This window comes from Pandoraea eparura (genome assembly GCF_902459725.1).
GTDB lineage: Bacteria > Pseudomonadota > Gammaproteobacteria > Burkholderiales > Burkholderiaceae > Pandoraea > Pandoraea eparura.
In genome coordinates this window covers 1-18,941 of sequence record NZ_CABPSH010000022.1, presented here as the reverse complement: position 1 = coordinate 18,941, position 18,941 = coordinate 1, and the positions used below count along the sequence as shown (strand labels likewise).

The window sequence follows — 18,941 nt, the reverse complement described above, 5'->3', positions numbered from 1 at the left end:
TTCAGCCCCTTACTTTTGTTTGCCGAACAGCCCTGCCGGGCGCAGCAGCAACACGATCACCATGATGACGAACACCACGGTCGCAGACCCTTGCGGGTAGAACACCTTGGTGAAACCCTCGACCACGCCGAGCATCAGACCGGTGAGAATCGAGCCCATGATGGAGCCCATGCCACCGATCACGACCACCGCGAACACGGTGATGATCATCGACTGCCCCATGAGCGGCGAGATCTGGATGACGGGCGCGGCGAGCACACCGGCAAAGGCGGCGAGCGCCACCCCGAAGCCGTACGTCAGCGTGATCATGAGCGGAACGTTCACACCGAACGCCTCCACCAGTTTCGGGTTCTCGGTGCCCGCGCGCAGATACGCGCCGATCTTGGTCTTCTCGATCACGAACCACGTCGCGAAGCACACGACGAGCGACGCCACCACTACCCACGCGCGATAGTTCGGCATGTACATGAAGCCGAGATTGGTCGCGCCGGAGAGCACGTCGGGGGCGTCGAAGGGCTGACCCGATACCCCGTAGATCGAGCGGAAGACGCCCTCGAGCACGAGCGTGATGCCGAACGTCAGCAACAGGCCATACAGGTGATCGAGCTTGTAGATCCAGCGCAGCATGGTGCGCTCGATCACGATACCGATGATGCCCACCGCGACGGGGGCGAGAAACAGCATGACCCAGTAATTGAGGCCCAGATAGTTACCGCCCATCCAGGCAAGCATGGCGCCCAGCATGAACAACGCGCCGTGCGCGAAGTTGATCACGTTGAGCAGGCCGAAAATCACCGCCAGGCCGAGGCTCAGCATGGCATAGAACGAGCCGTTCACCAGTCCCAGCAGCAGTTGGCTCAACAGCGCCGGCAGGGGGATGCCTAGTAATTCCATCGAAATCGATTCTCTGCGAGAAAGGTCGCGACGAGACACGCGTCCCGCCGCTTTCGGTGCATCGTGCTGACAGTGCTTACTTCTTCATGAGCGGGCAGGTCGACTCTTGCGGCGTGGTGAACGCCTTGTCACCCGGAATCGTCGCGACGATCTTGTAGTAGTCCCACGGCGCCTTCGATTCCTGCTTCGACTTGACCTGCATCAGGTACATGTCGTGGATCATGGTGCCGTCCTTGCGGATGTAGCCCTTGCTGAACATGTCGTCGATCTTGATCTTGTGCAGCTCGTCCATCACCTTGTCGGCGTCGGTGGAGCCTGCGGCCTGCACCGCCTTCAGATAGGTCATCGTGGCCGAGTAGTCACCGGCCTGCAGGCTCGACGGCATCTTCTTCATCTTGTCGAAGTAGCGCCTGGAGAAGGCGCGCGTCTTGTCGTTCTTGTCCCAGTACCAGCTATCGGTCAGGTACATGCCCGCGGTGTTATCCAGTCCCAGCGAGTGAATGTCGTTGATGAACACGAGCAGACCGGCGATCTGCATCTTGCCCTTGATGCCGAATTCCTTCGCGGCCTTGATGGCATTGACCGTGTCGCCGCCGGCGTTGGCCAGACCCAGCACCTGAGCGCCTGACGACTGCGCCTGGAGCAGATACGACGAGAAGTCCGAGGCCGAGAGCGGATGCCGCACCTCGCCCTTGACCGTGCCGCCGTTGGCCTTGACCACGTCGGCCGTGGCCTTCTCCAGCGCGTGACCGAACGCATAGTCGGCCGTCAGGAAGAACCAAGACTTGCCGCCGGCCTTCACGACGGCCGAGCCGGTACCGCGCGCCAGCGCGACGGTGTCATAGGCATAGTGCACGCCGTAGGGCTGGCACTGGTCGTTGGTGAGGGCATCCGAACCGGCGCCCACGTTGATGTAGACGCGTTTCTTCTCGGCCGAGACCTTGTTCATCGCCAGGCCGGTCGCCGAGTTCGTCCCGCCGATCAGCATGTCCACGCCGTCACGGTCGAACCATTCGCGCGCCTTCGACGCCGCGACGTCTGCCTTGTTCTGGTGATCGGCGGTGACCAGCTCGATCGGCTTGCCGAGAACCTTGCCGCCGAAGTCGGCGATGGCCATCTTGATGGCTTCCGCCCCGCCCGGGCCGTCGATGTCAGTGTAAAGACCCGACATATCGGTGATGAAACCAATCTTCACCGCATTGCCATCGGCATGGGCCTGCGAGGCCATGGCCGCAAAACCGAACGCAGCCGCAACGGCCAACGCCTTCATCCGCATCGTCATCTTTGTCTCCTTCGTGGATTTGATCGCGTGGATTCATCGCCCGGCACGCTGGCGCGCCGGGAAACTCACCTCATACGCCCAACAACTCGTGCAGCACCGGCATCTTCGTTTCCAGCTCCGGAGCGCCGAAGCGCTCCACGATCTTGCCGTGCTCCATCACATAGAAGCGATCGGCCAGCGGCGCTGCGAAACGGAAATTCTGTTCCACCATCACGATGGTGTAGCCCCGCGCCTTGAGCGTGGTGATCATGCGTGCCAACGTCTGCACGATCACCGGCGCGAGACCTTCGGAGATCTCGTCGAGCAGCAGCAGATTCGCGCCGGTGCGCAAAATGCGCGCCACCGCCAGCATCTGCTGCTCACCGCCCGACAGGCGCGTGCCGGGACTGTGGCGGCGCTCCTTCAGGTTCGGGAACATGTCGTAGATTTCGTCGAGCGACATCCCGCGCCCGCCGTCGTCACGACGATTGCCGCGCATGCCGATGTACGGCGGCAGCAGCAGGTTTTCCTCGCACGACAGGCTCGCGAAAATGCCCCGCTCTTCGGGGCAGTAGCCCACGCCGTGGTGCGCGACCTTGTAGGTCGGCAGGTGAATGGTCTCCTCGCCGCCGACACGGATCGATCCCTGACGCTGCCCGGTCAGGCCCATGATCGCGCGCAACGTGGTGGTACGCCCGGCCCCGTTGCGGCCGAGCAGCGTGACGACCTCGCCGCGGCCGACCGTCAGATCCACCCCGTGCAGAATGTGCGATTCGCCGTACCAGGCCTGCAAACCTTCGACTTCGAGTGCGGGCACATTCGCGCCACCATTACCGCCGCCGTTACCGTACATAGACGTCCTCACCCGTGCGCTCCCTGCAATTCGCCGTCCGCGGTGCCCATATAAGCTTCCATCACCTGCGGATTCTTCGAGACTTCGCGATACGAACCTTCGGCCAGCACCTCGCCGCGCTGAAGCACGGTGATGGTGTCGGAAATGCCCGCGATCACGTTCATGTTGTGCTCGACCATCAGGATCGTGCGACCCGCCGACACTTTCTTGATGAGCGCGGTGACGCGATCGACGTCTTCGTGGCCCATGCCTTGCGTGGGCTCGTCGAGCAGCATTAGTTCGGGCTCCATCGCAAGTGTCGTGGCGATCTCAAGGGCGCGCTTGCGCCCGTACGGCAGCTCCACGGTCAGCGTATCGGCGAATTCGGTCAGGCCGACTTCGGCGAGCAATTCCATCGCACGGGCATCGAGCAGATGCAGCGAGCGGCTGCTGCGCCAGAAGTGGTAGGCGGTGCCGAGGTTGCGTTGCAGGCCGATGCGCACGTTCTCGAGCACGGTGAGGTGCGGGAACACGGCGGAAATCTGGAACGACCGGATGATGCCGCGTCGCGCGACCTGGGCGGGGGCTTCGCGTGTGATGTCCTCACCGTTGAACGTGATGGTGCCGGCGGTGGGCACGAGAAACTTGGTGAGCAGATTGAAGCAGGTAGTCTTGCCGGCGCCGTTCGGCCCGATGAGTGCATGAATGGTGCCGCGCGCGACGCGCAGGTCGACCCCGTTCACGGCGGTGAAGCCGCGAAACTCTTTCGTGAGTCCGCGGGTTTCGAGAATGTAATCGTTGTTCGCCATGTCTCCTGCCACATTCCTGGTTGGCGGTGCGAGGCGAATGACGGCCTCGGCACCATCGTCTGTGACAACCGCGAGACAGGCCGACGTCGCCGTGGGTGGCATCGTCGACGAGATATCTCGCGTCCCATGTGTGTCGCCGAATTCTTGGTCCGTTCGCACATCGGGAATCGATATTGTGGGTGGTTTGCTGCAACGCGATCATTGGGATTTGCACTAGGCTCCGCACCTGCCGAAACGCGCATGCGCACACGCTTTGGAGACCCTTCGATCGCGGTGCGAACACGTCCCGAACCCCTTGTGGCATAAGGCTTTTGCCGCGCCCGCAAATAAGCGTCCGACCCCGTTTGACGACACCCCATCGTCGTTCGCGCAACCGACATTAGGTATTACTACGTAAGTTTTAAGGTAAATATCCGGAAATCCGGAAAGTGCGGCGGGCGCCGGCCTCATCGGATTTTCACCAAACTACGCCGCGTCGCTTCGAGACGCATGCCGTCACGGCAGCAGCCATGATAGGGGCCATCCGCTTCACGATGGCGGGCACCCCGACTCGCCATCACGGCCATCGATCAGCCGCGGCTCGTGGTGCTCGCCGGCCTGCTGATCGCGTGTTCGCTCACCGCCCGGCTTTGCGCGCCGCGCGAATCATGTCGCTCGCGCGTTCGGCAATCATGATCGTCGGCGAGTTTGTATTGCCCGACGTGATCACCGGCATGACCGACGCATCGACCACACGCAGGTTCTGCACGCCACGCACACGCAACTGCGCATCGACGACCGCCTGCGGATCGTTGGCGCGGCCCATGCGGCACGTGCCCACCGGATGGAAAATCGTGGTGCCGATGTCGCCCGCCGCACGCATCAACTCCGCGTCTGTCTGAAATGACGGCCCGGGCAGATACTCGCGCGGCTCATAACGCGCGAACGCCGGCGCGCCCACGATGCGGCGCGTCAACTTGATGGCATCGGCCGCCACGCGCAAGTCCGCTTCCGTCGATAGATAATGCGGCGCAATGCTGGGCGCAACGCGCGCATCCGGCGACGTCAGATGCACATGACCGCGCGACGTCGGCCGCAGATTGCACACCGACGCCGTGAACGCATTGAACTTGTGCAGCGGCTCACCAAAGCGCTCCAGCGACAACGGCTGCACGTGATATTCGAGATCGGGGCGCGCCACGTCCTCGCGACTGCGGGCGAATGCCCCCAACTGAGACGGCGCCATGCTCATCGGCCCACGCTGCGCAAACGCGTATTGCATGCCGATCTTCAGCTTGCCGAACAAACTGTTGGCCGTGAGATTGAGCGTCGTGACGCCGCGCAGCTTGTACACCGTGCGCAATTGCAGATGGTCTTGCAGGTTCTCGCCCACGCCCGGCAGATCCGAGACGACGTCGATGCCGAAGCCGCGCAGACGCTCACCATCGCCAATGCCCGACACCTCCAGCAGATGCGGCGAATTCACCGCTCCCGCCGCGAGAATCACTTCGGCACTCGCCGTCGCCGTGAAGTCTTCATTGCCGCCGCGATACGCCACGCCGGTGCACCGCGAGCCCTCGAACAACAAGCGGCTCACACTCGCGCCCGTGATGATCGTCAGGTTCGGTCGCTGCGACGCCGGACGCAAGAAGCCCTTCGCCGCGCTCCAGCGCACGCCGCGACGTTGATTCACCTCGAAATAACCGATGCCTAAGTTGTCGCCGCGATTGAAGTCGTCCGTCTTGGGGATACCGACCTGCTCGGCGGCATCGGCAAACGAATCGAGCACGCGCCACGACAGGCGCTGCTTCTCGACACGCCACTCGCCCCCGCTGCCGTGAAACTCGGTGCCACCTTTGTAGTGGTCCTCGCTGCGCTTGAACAGCGGCAGCACGTTGTCCCACCGCCAGCCGTCGTCGCCGGTCGCGTCGGCCCACACGTCGTAATCCTCGCGCTGTCCGCGCATGTAGATCATGCCGTTGATCGACGAACTGCCGCCCAGCACCCGCCCACGCGGATACGCGAGCGAACGTCCGTTCAGCCCCGCCTCAGCCTGAGTGCGATACAGCCAGTCGGTGCGCGGATTGCCGATGCAATAGAGGTAGCCGACGGGGATGTGAATCCAGTGATAGTCGTCCTTGCCGCCCGCTTCGAGCAGCAGCACGGTGACGTCGGGGTCCTGCGTGAGGCGATTGGCCAGCACGCACCCGGCCGAACCGGCCCCCACGATGATGTAATCGAAGCGCTCCGGCTTCGCTGCCTGCTTGTTCATTCCCGCCTGTCTCCGTCGATGGCGCAGCACTCGCCATGGTGCGGTGCCAACGCTGGTGCGGCACCCGAGTGGGGTGGACTGTCGCCACCCGCGCCGGGTTCATTTTTGTCGTCAGGTCCGACATCCGGCGCGGCCCCTGACCCTCGGGCGCGCCGGAACGCAGGGCACTCGCTTACTTCGCCACCGGCATCGTGAACTCCGCCCCCTTGGCGATGCTGTCCGGCCAACGCTGCATCACGCTCTTGAAGCGCGTATAGAAACGAATGCCTTCCTCGCCGTACGCGTGATGGTCGCCGAAGAGCGAACGCTTCCAGCCGCCGAACGACTGCCACGCCATCGGCACCGGAATCGGCACGTTGATGCCCACCATGCCGATCTTCACCTGGCGCGAAAACGCGCGCGCCACGCCCCCATCGCTGGTGAAACACGAGACGCCATTGCCATACTCGTGCGCGTTGACCAGTTCGATCGCCGCCGCCAGATCCGGCACGCGCACCACCGCCAGCACAGGCCCGAAGATCTCTTCGCGATAGATCGTCATCTCAGGCGTGACGTGATCGAACAGCGTTCCGCCGAGGAAAAACCCCTGCGCGTGGCCCGGCACCTGCAATCCGCGGCCGTCGACCAGCAACTTGGCGCCCGCGCTCACCCCTTCGGCAATGTAGCCCTCGATCTTCGCCTTGTGCGCGCCCGTGACGACCGGCCCCATTTCGGATGCCTCATCGACACCAGGCCCCACGCGCAATGCCTTCACGCGCGGCACCAACGCGTCGACGAGACGGTCCGCCACCTGCCCTACGGCCACCGCCACCGAAATCGCCATGCAACGCTCGCCGGCCGAGCCATAGGCCGCACCGATCAGCGCGTCGACCGCCTGATCGAGATTCGCGTCGGGCATCACCACCAGATGATTCTTCGCGCCGCCCAGCGCCTGCACGCGCTTGCCGTGACGCGTGCCTTCGGTATAGATGTACTCGGCAATCGGCGTCGAGCCGACGAACGACAGGGCGTCGACGTCAGGATGCGCCAACAGCGCGTCCACCGCGACCTTGTCCCCCTGCACCACGTTGAAGACGCCATCGGGCAGCCCCGCTTCGCGCAGCAACTCGGCGATCAGCAGGCTGGCCGACGGATCGCGCTCGGACGGCTTGAGCACGAAGGTATTGCCGCACGCCAGCGCCATCGGGAACATCCACATCGGCACCATCACGGGGAAGTTGAACGGCGTAATACCCGCACACACCCCAACGGGCTGACGCAGATGCCAGTTGTCGATACCGCCGCCGATGTTGTCGCTGTGCTTGCCCATGAGCAGGTTCGGTGCACCGCAGGCGTACTCCACGACTTCGATACCGCGCGTGACTTCGCCGCGCGCGTCGGAGAACACCTTGCCGTGCTCGCGCGTGATGATGCGCGCCAGGTCGTCCTGATGCTCGTCGAGCAACGCCTTGAACTTGAAGAGCACCCGGGCACGCTTGAGCGGCGCCGTTTCCGCCCACGACGGCAGCGCTGCCTTGGCCGCCGCCACAGCCGCATTCACGTCATTGACGCCAGCCAGCGCAACGCGCGCACTCACAGCGCCTTGCGCCGGATCGAAGACGTCGCCAAAACGCTCGCCATCGCCCGCCACGCGGCGACCCCCGATGAAGTGCTGTACTGTCGGAATATCAGCATTGCTCATGTTCATCTTCCCCCCAATCCGGCCCGGTCCGTGACACGGCCCTCGCTTGTTTCGTCAGACGTTCGCCCCAAGGCTCACGCCACATCAAGCCCCAAGCGTACTGCGGCGTACCAACGCAATCCAATGAGAAATTGTCAAAAGCAATATAAGATTCGCTTATGTCGCGTCTCCCGTCCCGACACCACACGCCACCGGCGTCGCCCGAGAAGGGTCTCTCATGGAACTCGCTCACCTTCGCGCTTTCGTCGCCATTGCCCACGAGGGCAACCTCACCCGCGCGGCGCAACGCCTGCATCTGACGCAACCGGCGGTCAGCCTGCAGGTCAAGGCCCTTCAGGAGGCGTTGCGGCTGACGCTCTTCACGCGCACGGCGCAGGGACTGGCGCTCACGCGCGACGCCCAGGCCCTGCTGCCGCTGGCCGAGCGCATGCTCGCCGCGCTGGCCGACCTTCAACAGGCGGCCGGTGCGATGCGCGACACGGTGCGCGGGCGACTGCGCATCGGCACGATACTCGACCCCGAATTCACTCGGCTGGGCGCGTTTCTCAAACGGCTGGTCGAGTCGTATCCGCAAATCGAGACGGCGCTGCGTCAGGGGATGTCCGGTTCCGTGCTGCAACAACTGGGGCGCGGCGAACTGGACGTCGGTTTCTATCTCGGCGTGCCCGACCCCGAGCGCTTTCACGCCATCACGCTCACGCCGTTCTCGTATCAAGTGCTGGCGCCGGCCGGCTGGCGCGAGCGCGTGGCCCGACGCGGGTGGCGCGAACTTGCCGCATTGCCGTGGATTTGGACGCCCCCTGAATCGGCCCACAACCGCCTGCTCTCGGAACGGTTCGGCGCGCTGGGCGTGTCGCCCATCAAGGTTGCGGAAGTGGATCAGGAGCCATCGATGCTCGATCTGGTGAAGTCCGGCGTCGGGCTGTCGCTTGTGCGCGACTCGATCGCGTTGCGTGAGGCGCACGCACACGGTCTGGTGATCGCCGACGGCGTGAGCGTGCCGACCGAACTCACGTTCGTCACGCTGGCCTCCCGACGCGACGAACCCGCCATCGCCGCCGCGCTGCAACTGGTGGCGGCGGTCTGGGACTGAGCACCATCCCGTGACGCCTTGGGTTCGCGGTTCCGGCGCATAATCCAAGGCCATGGCCTTCGGGTTCCAGGTCGTCAAAAGGTCCCACCCCCTTGTCATCTCGCGCCGTGGCGCATCGCGGCCCATGCTGCCCTGCCAGAGGCTTGCGAAAGCCCTAGAATTCAATTCTGTCTTCGAGGAGTCGATCATGTCTGTGAGAATGGAACGCGATACCTTCGGCGAAATTGCGGTGCCCGCCGATCGTCTCTGGGGTGCCCAGACGCAGCGCTCGCTGCAGAACTTCAAGATTTCCACCGAAAAAATGCCGCGCGAACTCGTGCGTGCGCTCGCTCGCGTGAAGCGCGCCGCCGCCGAGGTCAACAAGGGCCTTGGCATGCTCGACGCGAAGAAGGCCGACGCCATCATCCAGGCCGCCGACGAAGTCGTCGCCGGCCAGCATGACGACGAATTTCCGCTGGCCGTGTGGCAAACCGGCTCGGGCACGCAGTCCAACATGAACATGAACGAAGTGCTCGCGAACCGCGCCAGCGAACTGCTCGGCGGCGTGCGCGGCGAAACGCGTCTCGTGCATCCCAATGACGACGTGAACAAGGGCCAGTCGTCGAACGACGTGTTCCCGACGGCCATGAGCGTTGCCGCCCTCGACGCCCTCGTCAACCACCTCAAGCCCAGCGTCGGCCAACTGCGCGACACGCTCGCCGCCAAGGCGCGCGCCTATGACGATATCGTCAAGATCGGCCGCACCCACCTCCAGGACGCCACGCCGCTCACGCTCGGCCAGGAGATCTCGGGCTGGGTCGCGCAGATCGACCACGGCCTGAAGCACGTCGACGCCGCCCTGCCCCACGTGGCGGAACTCGCGCTCGGCGGCACGGCCGTGGGCACGGGCCTGAACGCCCACCCGGCATTCGCGAAGCAGGTGGCCGACACGCTCGCGCGCGACACCGGCCTGCCGTTCGTCACCGCGCCGAACAAATTCGAGGCGCTGGCGGCCAACGACGCGCTCGTCAACGCGCATGGCACGCTCAAGACGCTCGCCGCCAGCCTGATGAAGATTGCCAACGACGTGCGCTGGCTGGCCAGCGGCCCGCGATGCGGCATCGGCGAGCTGATGATCCCGGAAAACGAACCGGGCAGCTCGATCATGCCGGGCAAGGTCAACCCCACCCAATGCGAGGCGATGACCATGCTGTGTGCCCAGGTACTGGGCAACGACGTGGCGATCAACATCGGCGGCTCAATGGGCAACTTCGAGCTGAACGTGTTCAAGCCGATGCTCGTCCACAACTTCCTGCAAAGCGTGCGCGTGCTTGCCGACGGCGCGGTGAGCTTCAACGACAACTGCGCCATCGGCATCGAACCGAACCGCGAGCGCATTGGCTCGCTGCTCGACGAGTCGCTCATGCTCGTGACCGCGCTCAACCCGCACATCGGTTACGACAAGGCCGCGCAGATCGCCAAGAAGGCGCACAAGGAAGGCTCCACGCTCAAGGCCGCCGCCCTCGCGCTGGGCCACGTCACGGCCGAGCAGTTCGACGCCTGGGTTCGCCCGGAGCAAATGGTCGGCAAGCGCTGATTTCGCGCGAGCCCTCACCCTTCACCTCGTCACCGCGCATGCCCATCTCGCCGTTGCCGCCGCTGCATTGCCTGATTGCTTTCGACGCTGCCGTGCGGCACGCGAGCTTCACCCGGGCCGCTGTCGAACTCAATCTCACGCAGAGCGCCGTCAGTCGGCAAATCGCGCAGCTCGAAGAATTCCTCGGGCGCGCGTTGTTCACGCGCGAGCATCGCACGCTGCGCCTGACGGTGGCCGGGCAACGCTACGCCGAACAGATCCAGCGTCTACTCGGCGAATGCGCCGAAGCCACCGCCGACCTGATGAAACGGCGCGGCGACCTGGAACTCACCGTGGCCTGCTCGTCGGGCGTGGCCGTGTTGTGGATGACGCCGCAACTCATGCGCTTTCGCGCCGCACACCCCGACATCAAGATTCGCGTGATCGTGAAAGACGGCATTGCGTCGCTGTCCGCGTCGGAGTTCGATCTCGGGGTGTATTACGTGCGTAACGATCTGCCCCCGGACTTGGCCGGTCGGCGGCTCTTCGACGAGGAAGTGTTTCCCGTCTGCTCGCCCGCCTATCTGCGCGGACGCCAGCTTGCGCCGGCTGATCTCGTCGGCGAGACGCTGCTCTTTATCGAAGACGGCCAGCGCAAGTGGATGTCATGGCCCGACTGGTTCGAGCTGCAAGGCGTGAACGCCCCGAAGTTTCCGCGCATGGTCAGCGCGAATTACTACCCGCTGCTCGTGCAGATGGCCATCGAGGGCGGCGGCCTGGTCATGGGCTGGCGTCACATGATCGATTCCTGCCTCGATGCCGGCCTGCTCGTGCCCGCCTGCAATGCGACCGCAAGCCTAGGGGGCGGCTACTACCTCGTGTGGCCTGCCGAACGCCACGAGCATGCCGCAGCGCGAATTTTCCGTAACTGGATCTACACAGAATCTCGTTTCCCATCATAGTGGTTACGTAATTTTTCGGAAGCTGCCATGCGCTGCACGCATGACAACATGCGGAATTTTCGTTTGGCGTGTCATTTTGTCTGCACTACTTTGTGTCGTATCCGCGCACGTCTGTCGATCCCGAGGGGAGCGCTGACGTGATCCGACATAAAAGCAGGCGTATTACCGGCATGACGTAGTCGCAAGGCTCGCAACGGACGCCACCCATCCTCCGGGAGACTCAGATGCAGGCGACCTTGGCAGTGCCTCAACAGAACCTCGCCCGTCAGCGCCGTCACGCGATTGTGGCGACGGTGATCGGCAACGGTCTCGAGTGGTTCGACTTCACCGTCTACAGTTTCTTCGCGGCCATCATCGCGAAGCAATTCTTCCCCACCGGCGACGACCTGTCGTCGTTTCTGCTGGCCGTGGCCACGTTCGGCGTGGGCTTCTTCATGCGCCCGGTCGGCGGCATTGTGCTCGGCATCTATTCCGACCGCGTAGGCCGCAAGGCCGCGCTGTCGCTCACCATTCTGCTCATGGCCGCCGGCACCGCGATGATCGGCCTGGCCCCGACCTACGATCAGATCGGTCTGGGTGCGCCCCTCATCATCGTGCTGGCGCGTCTGCTGCAAGGCTTCTCCGCCGGCGGCGAGATGGGCGGTGCGACGGCCTTCCTGACCGAATACGCGCCCGCCAACCAGCGCGCCTACTACTCGGCCTGGATTCAGTCGAGCATCGGCTTCGCCGTGCTGCTTGGCGCCGCCGTGGGCACGTTCGTGACCACCGAGCTGGATCATGCCTCGCTCGTGTCGTGGGGCTGGCGTGTGCCGTTCCTCGTCGGCATGCTCATCGGCCCGGTCGGCTTCTACATCCGTAACAAGATCGACGAGACGCCGACGTTCCAGCACGCCGAGAAGTCCGATACACCGTTGCGCGACGTGTTCTCGAAGTATCCGCGCGAGACTCTCGCCAGCTTCTCGATGGTCGTGCTGTGGACGATTTGCACCTACGTGCTGCTGTTTTACATGCCGACGTATGCCCAGCGCGTGCTCAAGCTGCAGGCGTCCGAGGGCTTCACGGCCGGCATGGTCGGCGGCGCGATGATTCTCGTGTTCGCTCCGGTGGTGGGACGTCTGGCGGATCGCTTCGGCCGTCGTCCGTTCCTGTCGGGCTCGGCCCTGCTGATCCTGCTGCTCGCATGGCCGATGTTCACTTACCTGAATACGGCGCCGGGTCTGCACTCGCTGCTGGCGTTCCAGATCGTGTTCGGCCTGCTCATCGCTTGCTATACCGGTCCGATTCTCGCGGCGTTCTCCGAGATGTTCCCGGCGAAGGTGCTCTCGACGGGTCTGTCAGTGGCGTACAACTTTGCGGTGACGATCTTCGGCGGCTTCGCTGCGCTCATCATCACGTGGCTGATTGCCCGCACGGGCAGCAACATGGCCCCGGCCATCTACGTGATCATCGCGGCGGCCATCAGCCTCGTCGGTACGTGCTTCGTGAAGCCGCTGCCCAAGGCGTGAGTCCCCTGTCGCCCGGGCGCGCCCTCACCGGCGCGCCTTGTGCATTTTTTCAAGGAATCCCCATGTCCGTTACCCTGCTTCGCGGCGGCAATGTGCTCGATGCAGCCGCCGGCCATCTGCTCGAGCGTCACGATGTCGTGATCGAGGGCAATCGCATCACGGCGCTCAGCGCCACGCCGCTCGACATCGACGGCGCGACGGTGATCGACGTCACCGGCAAGACCGTCATGCCCGGCCTGATCGACTGCCACGTGCACGTGCTCGCCTCGCATCCGAATCTCGGCACGAACGCCAGCCAGCCGAACGTGCTCACCGTGCTCAAGTCGCTGCCGATCATGCAGGGCATGCTCAATCGCGGCTTCACGACCGTGCGTGACGCCGGCGGCGCCGATTGGGCGCTGCAACAGGCCATCGAGCAGGGCGTGATTCCGGGGCCGCGCATTTTCCCGTCGGGCAAGGCGCTCTCGCAGACGGGTGGACATGGCGACTTCCGTCCCCGCAGCGACACGCTGGAGCCGTGCTCGTGCGCGTTTCGCGCGGGGGCGATCGGGCGCGTCGTCGATGGCGTCGATCCGATCCGCCTCGCGGTGCGCGAGGAGATCCAGAAGGGCGCGACGCAGATCAAGCTGATGGCCTCGGGGGGCGTGGCTTCGCCGGTCGATCCCATTGCCAACACGCAATATTCGGAAGACGAGATCCGCGCAGCGGTCGCCGAAGCGGAGGCCGCGCAAACCTATGTGATGGCCCACGCCTACACCCCGCGTGCGATTGCCCGCGCCGTGCGCTGCGGCGTGCGCACCATCGAGCACGGCAATCTGTGCGACGCCGAGACGGCGAAGCTCATGGCCGAGAAAGGGGCTTATGTGGTGCCGACGCTGGTCACCTACGACGCGTTGGCCAAGGACGGCGCATCGCTGGGCCTGCCGCCGGAGTCGGTCGCCAAGGTGGAGAGCGTGCAGCGCGCCGGTCGCGAATCGCTTTCGATCTATCGGGACGCGGGCGTGAAGATGGGCTTCGGCTCCGACCTGCTCGGGGACATGCACAAGTACCAGTCCGACGAGCTGACGATCCGTGCCGACGTGCTGGGTGCCGCCGAAGCGCTTCGCTCGGCAACGGTCATCGGTGCGGAAATTCTGAATCGCGCGGGCGAGCTGGGTGTGATCGCACCGGGCGCGCTGGCCGACGTGCTGGTCGTCGAGGGGAATCCGCTCGAATCCATCGCGGTGTTGACCGGCCAAGGCGAAAACATCCGCTGGGTCTTCAAGGACGGCAAGGTCGCCAAGCAGCCGGAATAACCGCAATCACCGGAGCCGCCGCCCGGCAACACGCGCAAGCGCGTTCGCGGTGGGCGGAAAGAGAAGCGCCGCGATGTCTCGCACATTGCGGCGCTTTTTATTGCAGGTGCATTCGTTGCCAGTGGTGCCTCGACACCCCGATTCCGACAATTCGACGCGCGAATGAAAAGCGCGGCCGGGCACCGCTGCATAGACTCCTCGCAATGTCGCGCAGAAGGTGTCTACCCATGAAGCTCGCTCCACCATCCTACCTGTCATTAGGCTTCGATACCGCCGTTAGCGGCCGCGTCGCCAAGCAGTCATTGCCAACGACCCGGTCCGAGTGGAGACAGATCGGGGTTCGACAGCATGCGCCAGCCCCTGGATCGGCCTCGTCGGCCACCGATGGTGGCGATACCTTACCCACGATCGAAACGCTCCGGGCCGACATCGTCGCCAACCTGGCCGCGCTCAAGCGTGACTGGGATGCGGCGGCGCAAGCGGTCAGCCCCAAAGCGGTCCGGGGCAAATTGTCCGGCGAGTACGACGCCATCGCGCGACTGTCGGCAACCATCTCGACGCACGCGGCGTCCGATATTCTCGGCATCGATGCACTGATCGACCAGTTCGAGAAGGCCATCGTGAAAATCGGCAAGGCACGCGATCCGTCGCTCACGTCGTTCATGTCGTTCAAGCGCGTCGACGCGCAGCAATCGATCTCCGACACGGCACAACTGACGCCGAAAGCGAAGGCGGCGTTCGACGCGCTCCGTCATTTGAAAGCCGCCCTCGACACGATGGTGGGCGCGACATCGGCGCGACGGGTTCTGGAGGACCAGCAGCGGACCCTGGAGAACGCGGAGATGACGCCGGCAGCGCTTCGACAAGCGAAGGCAGAGCTATACGCGGCGTTCGTGGTGACGGGCGATCTGTTGAGCAAGTCCGAGCCGCTGATCAACCACTATCTGACCGAGGCCCAGGCCGCCATCCCGGGAGAGAAGCGGAGATGGAAGACAAGAATCCTGATTCTCGTCTCGTTCCTGGTCATCACGGTCTCGTTAGGGGTCGCGTCGGCGGTGCTTCCCGGGTTGCTGCCCGCAATCGTCGGTCTCGCGCTGGGGTTGAAGCTCGCCTCAACGGCGGCAGGTGTGTTGACGGCCTTCAACGGGATATTCAACGTCTTCGGTTATGCCCGCAATCGCGGCTGGGGCAAGCTATCGAACGAGATCACGGCGATCAAGAACCTGAACGACGCCATCAATCGCGGGCTGGAAGCGAGGCACAGTGTGCATCAATCGGGCGCGACCACCGAGATACAGGCGCGTCTCGACGAGCTCAGTCATGATATTGCGCGCACCGCACGCAATCAACGCGTGCTCAACGAGAATCTCGAGCATCTCGATCACACGTTTGGGAATACCCGGCTTTGACGGCGAGCCATTGCTTCGGCGAGGGTTCATTCAACACGAGGAGACAAAATCACCATGCGTCCAATCAAGTACGTATCCGCCGCGCCCACCGTCGATTTGGCGCAACGCTATCGGACAGTCGCCGCGCAAGGGCAGATCAGGGACGCCCTGACGGACGCGGAAAACGGTCTCGCGGAACTGCTGAGCCTGCAGAATGCTGCGCTGGCCCGCGTCGAGCGCCTCGTCCGTCAGGCAAACGCGGGCGCTGCGGCGCACGATGCATCCGCCGGCGAGGCGCAACCCCTGCTCAGCGCCGAGTCGTTCAGGAACGACATGGCACAGTGTGGATCGAGTCCCAACGGTGAGACTACCAGCTTAACCAGACCTGCCGTACGGACGCCTCCCTCGACAACACCTCGCCCTCTGCCGCGCTCATGAAAAAAGCAGCCCACCCTCGGGCTGCTTGCTTACGCTTGGCAACATCGCCCAAGCGACGTTACTTCTTCCACCCGGGCGTAACAAAGACAGAGCGCACATCTTCAAGCGTTTGCGAGACCGTCTCGCGCGCACGCTCCGTACCGGCGCGCAGCATGTCCCACACGAACTCGGGGTTCCTGGCGAATTCCTCGCGACGCTCACGCATCGGGCGCAACATCTCCTGCAACCGCTCTTCCAGACGCGCCTTCACCTTCGAGTCGGCCAGACCGCCGCGCACGTAGTGATCCTTGAGCGCCTGCAAGCCTTCCTTGTCTTCGTCGAAGGCGTCGAGGTAGGCGAATGCCACGTTGCCTTCCAGGTGCCCCGGATCCTCCACCTTCAGGTGTAGCGGATCCGTGTAGCACTTCTTGACGGCAGCGCGGATCTCGTCGGGCGTCGATGAAATGTTGATCACGTTGCCCAGCGACTTGCTCATCTTGGCCTTGCCGTCGATGCCCGGCAGACGCCCGATCGGCGGCACCAGTGCCTTCGCTTCGACCAGGATCTCGCGATCGGCCAGACGGTTCAGACGGCGCACGATTTCGTTGGTCTGCTCGATCATCGGCAACTGGTCTTCGCCGACCGGCACGAGCGTTGCCCGAAACGCCGTGATGTCGGCCGCCTGGCTGACCGGATACGTGAGAAAGCCGGCCGGAATATCGCGCTCGAAGTTACGCAGCCCGATCTCCTGCTTGACGGTCGGATTGCGCTCCAGGCGCGCCACGGTCACGAGGTTCAGGTAGTAGAACGTGAGTTCGGTCAGTTCGGGCAGCCACGTCTGCACGCAGATCGTCGTCACGCTGGGGTCGATGCCGACGGCCAGATAGTCGAGCGCCACTTCCGAGACATTGCGGTGTACCTTGCCGCGATCGTCGGTGTTGTCGGTCAACGCCTGCGCGTCGGCGACCAGGATGAACTGCTTGTACTCGTGCTGATACGCCACGCGGTTCTTCAGACTGCCGACATAGTGACCCAGATGCAGCGGCCCCGTCGGGCGGTCACCCGTGAGGATCACCTTGCGATCCGCAGGTGCCTTCGAAACACTCATTTTCCTCTCCGTATTCAAGCGCTTGTGGCAAGCCCCGATGCCCCGTGCGCGATGGACGGCCTCCCGTCGCAACACCACCGCGGGCATCCAGCTCGCCCCATTGCGTCAACCGTAACCCCCGAATGGTAGCGCGTTGGCTGGACGGCGGTACAGAAACGGTCCTGACGGCCGGGCGCGTCACGTAACAATCATCAACCGCAGTAATGAAAATCGGCTGTCGAAGTCTCCAATGTCAAACGGCAGAAATCTCAATCTCACTGTGCTGGACTTCTTCATCCTCCTCGCGGTTGAGCATCGAGTCAGTGAACTCTCTTTGCCGTTATGCAATAGATCAAAGTCTAAATTGAATAGCATTACGAAACGTCGACTATGAATATATGTTTTCCCATGCTGAATTCGCACTGGGATAACTCAATTAACTGGAGAAATCATATGAAACTCATTCAACTTGAGCCCACGCTATCCAACCAATCCAACGATGCCTACAACACTCCGCACACCGCTCCGATGAAAGCCAACTAAAAATCGATGATTCGCTCCCGGACCCTAGCCACAGAGTCCGGGAGCGAGCACCAGGATACGTATGACGCCAGCAACGTTCTTAAAAATCCTGAACGGGGAACTAGTTCTCTGGGACTACCAAAATCACAAGCAATATCGGATAGACGTGCAGCACGTATCGAGGCTTCTCGAACTCGCTTCCGGTTCGGAGATGCACGACGATGATATCGACAGAGAAATCGCCGAGGCTGGCCTCCTCTCCACTCTTGACCCAGAAGGGTGGGGATGGGACTGCTTATCAAGAATTTTCCATCTCGGCACTCAAGTCCCAGCAACAGATCAACCCCCTGAGGAAACCCCGTATCTGGGATATGTCGAGCGCTGCGCCTCTATTGCAGATCGTATCCCAAGCAACGAAGTTCTTCGACCGGGCCCCTTGACTCATCTCCCCTCGCCTCGATTGGTCACTGGTTCAGACTTCGGCTCCACACTTAGAGAGCGCCAAACGTGTCGTTCCTTTTTTAATCAATCCGTTGGGCTTCAGGAGGTGTCTGACACCCTGTGGGCGACGTTCGGCGCCGTGCATGGTGATTCGCGAAGTGATCTATCTGACCTTGGTATGAGACCAGTCGGCTATCGCCGAACGTCACCGTCAGGCGGGTCAATGCAACCTAGCGAGCCGTATCTTGTTGCACTCAACGTGGCCGGTCTTAAGCAAGGGGTGTATCACTATCGATCCATCCGCCACGAACTCTCATATATCGCCCAAGCCCCCGATGCAGAGCGGATCTGCCGAATTCTCTGCAACCAGACCGTCGCGAAGGATCTGGCGTACGGGGTCTTTGTCACATCACGCTTCGACAAGCTTTGGTGGAAGTACCCACACTCTCGCGCATACCGCGTTGCCCTAATGGACGTGGGATGTCTCGTTCAAACATTTCAACTGGTGTCGACGGCTCTTGGCATCCAGTCATGGCCCACAGGTTACTTCATCGACTCAGATGCAAACACGCTGCTCGGGGTCGATGGGATAAACGAATCTGCTCTTTTCTTCCTCGGCGCCGGTTACGGTGCGGGCTCAGTAGCCCGTGACGCACTAGTCGCGATGAAACTTTTTACAGAAGGAGTCGGATCGTGAAAATCCTTTCCTTCAAGCCGGGGCACGACGGCTGCGTTGCATTCATACGCAATTGCATCCTCGAATTTTCCCACGAGGCTGAGAAAGACTCTGGTGCCCGGTTCGCCGCTCTTGACCCGTCTTCGTTTGTATATGCACTACAGGAAGCACAGTCCGCTCCAGACGTGATTGCAATGTAAGCGACCGGCAAACCCGTCTTGACGGGTCAGGTTTCAGGGCGCGGCCGGCGTCCAACGGTGCGGCAGCAGATC

Annotated in this window: 15 protein-coding genes; 8 read left to right on the top strand and 7 right to left on the bottom strand. The window is 63.1% G+C overall.

Annotated elements, in window-relative coordinates; all coding sequences use genetic code 11:
• Positions 1 to 9 precede the first annotated feature (9 nt).
• From PEP31012_RS23180 to PEP31012_RS23155, 6 genes are all read right to left on the bottom strand, one after another.
• Positions 10 to 894, bottom strand: coding sequence for a branched-chain amino acid ABC transporter permease (locus tag PEP31012_RS23180; protein ID WP_150591559.1), 885 nt, complete (start codon positions 892 to 894; stop codon positions 10 to 12).
• A 76-nt stretch (positions 895 to 970) separates the two neighbouring features.
• Positions 971 to 2,170 (bottom strand): ABC transporter substrate-binding protein, encoded by a 1,200-nt coding sequence (locus PEP31012_RS23175; protein WP_150591568.1) that lies wholly within the window; start codon positions 2,168 to 2,170, stop codon positions 971 to 973.
• 76 nt (positions 2,171 to 2,246) lie between these two features.
• The gene (locus tag PEP31012_RS23170) at positions 2,247 to 3,008 is read right to left on the bottom strand and encodes an ABC transporter ATP-binding protein (RefSeq protein ID WP_150591558.1); all 762 of its coding nucleotides are present in this window, start codon (positions 3,006 to 3,008) and stop codon (positions 2,247 to 2,249) included.
• 8 nt (positions 3,009 to 3,016) lie between these two features.
• A complete protein-coding gene (locus PEP31012_RS23165) occupies positions 3,017 to 3,796 on the bottom strand; it encodes an ABC transporter ATP-binding protein (RefSeq protein ID WP_150591557.1) in 780 nt (259 codons plus the stop codon).
• A 616-nt stretch (positions 3,797 to 4,412) separates the two neighbouring features.
• Positions 4,413 to 6,047 carry a GMC family oxidoreductase gene (locus PEP31012_RS23160; protein ID WP_150591556.1) on the bottom strand — a complete coding sequence of 545 codons (1,635 nt, stop codon included), beginning with the start codon at positions 6,045 to 6,047 and terminating at the stop codon, positions 4,413 to 4,415.
• A 172-nt stretch (positions 6,048 to 6,219) separates the two neighbouring features.
• Positions 6,220 to 7,728 carry a CoA-acylating methylmalonate-semialdehyde dehydrogenase gene (locus PEP31012_RS23155; protein WP_425494989.1) on the bottom strand — a complete coding sequence of 503 codons (1,509 nt, stop codon included), beginning with the start codon at positions 7,726 to 7,728 and terminating at the stop codon, positions 6,220 to 6,222.
• Positions 7,729 to 7,945: 217 nt separating this feature from the next.
• Here PEP31012_RS23155 and PEP31012_RS23150 point away from each other — a divergent pair, with 217 nt between their 5' ends.
• The 7 genes from PEP31012_RS23150 (at position 7,946) to PEP31012_RS23120 (ending at position 15,964) form a co-directional block, all read left to right on the top strand.
• Positions 7,946 to 8,821: a LysR family transcriptional regulator gene (locus PEP31012_RS23150; protein WP_150591554.1), complete on the top strand. Its 876-nt coding sequence runs from the start codon at positions 7,946 to 7,948 to the stop codon at positions 8,819 to 8,821.
• Positions 8,822 to 9,008: 187 nt separating this feature from the next.
• Positions 9,009 to 10,397 carry a class II fumarate hydratase gene (fumC, locus tag PEP31012_RS23145; RefSeq protein WP_246171444.1) on the top strand — a complete coding sequence of 463 codons (1,389 nt, stop codon included), beginning with the start codon at positions 9,009 to 9,011 and terminating at the stop codon, positions 10,395 to 10,397.
• A 38-nt stretch (positions 10,398 to 10,435) separates the two neighbouring features.
• Positions 10,436 to 11,338, top strand: coding sequence for a LysR substrate-binding domain-containing protein (locus PEP31012_RS23140; protein WP_150591553.1), 903 nt, complete (start codon positions 10,436 to 10,438; stop codon positions 11,336 to 11,338).
• 224 nt (positions 11,339 to 11,562) lie between these two features.
• Complete coding sequence (locus PEP31012_RS23135) at positions 11,563 to 12,843, top strand: MFS transporter (protein ID WP_150591552.1); 1,281 nt, start codon at positions 11,563 to 11,565, stop codon at positions 12,841 to 12,843.
• Between the two features lie 62 nt (positions 12,844 to 12,905).
• A complete protein-coding gene (locus PEP31012_RS23130; protein ID WP_150591551.1) occupies positions 12,906 to 14,138 on the top strand; it encodes a metal-dependent hydrolase family protein in 1,233 nt (410 codons plus the stop codon).
• A gap of 227 nt (positions 14,139 to 14,365) precedes the next feature.
• A complete protein-coding gene (locus PEP31012_RS23125) occupies positions 14,366 to 15,547 on the top strand; it encodes an MFS transporter (RefSeq protein ID WP_150591550.1) in 1,182 nt (393 codons plus the stop codon).
• A gap of 54 nt (positions 15,548 to 15,601) precedes the next feature.
• On the top strand, positions 15,602 to 15,964 hold the full coding sequence (locus PEP31012_RS23120) for a hypothetical protein (protein WP_150591549.1): 363 nt from the start codon (positions 15,602 to 15,604) through the stop codon (positions 15,962 to 15,964).
• A 58-nt stretch (positions 15,965 to 16,022) separates the two neighbouring features.
• Here PEP31012_RS23120 and trpS read toward each other — a convergent pair whose 3' ends face one another.
• Positions 16,023 to 17,051 carry a tryptophan--tRNA ligase gene (gene trpS, locus PEP31012_RS23115; protein ID WP_150591548.1) on the bottom strand — a complete coding sequence of 343 codons (1,029 nt, stop codon included), beginning with the start codon at positions 17,049 to 17,051 and terminating at the stop codon, positions 16,023 to 16,025.
• A gap of 583 nt (positions 17,052 to 17,634) precedes the next feature.
• Here trpS and PEP31012_RS23110 point away from each other — a divergent pair.
• Entirely contained in the window at positions 17,635 to 18,690 is a 1,056-nt protein-coding gene (locus PEP31012_RS23110; RefSeq protein WP_150591547.1) for a SagB family peptide dehydrogenase, read from the top strand.
• Positions 18,691 to 18,941 lie beyond the last annotated feature (251 nt).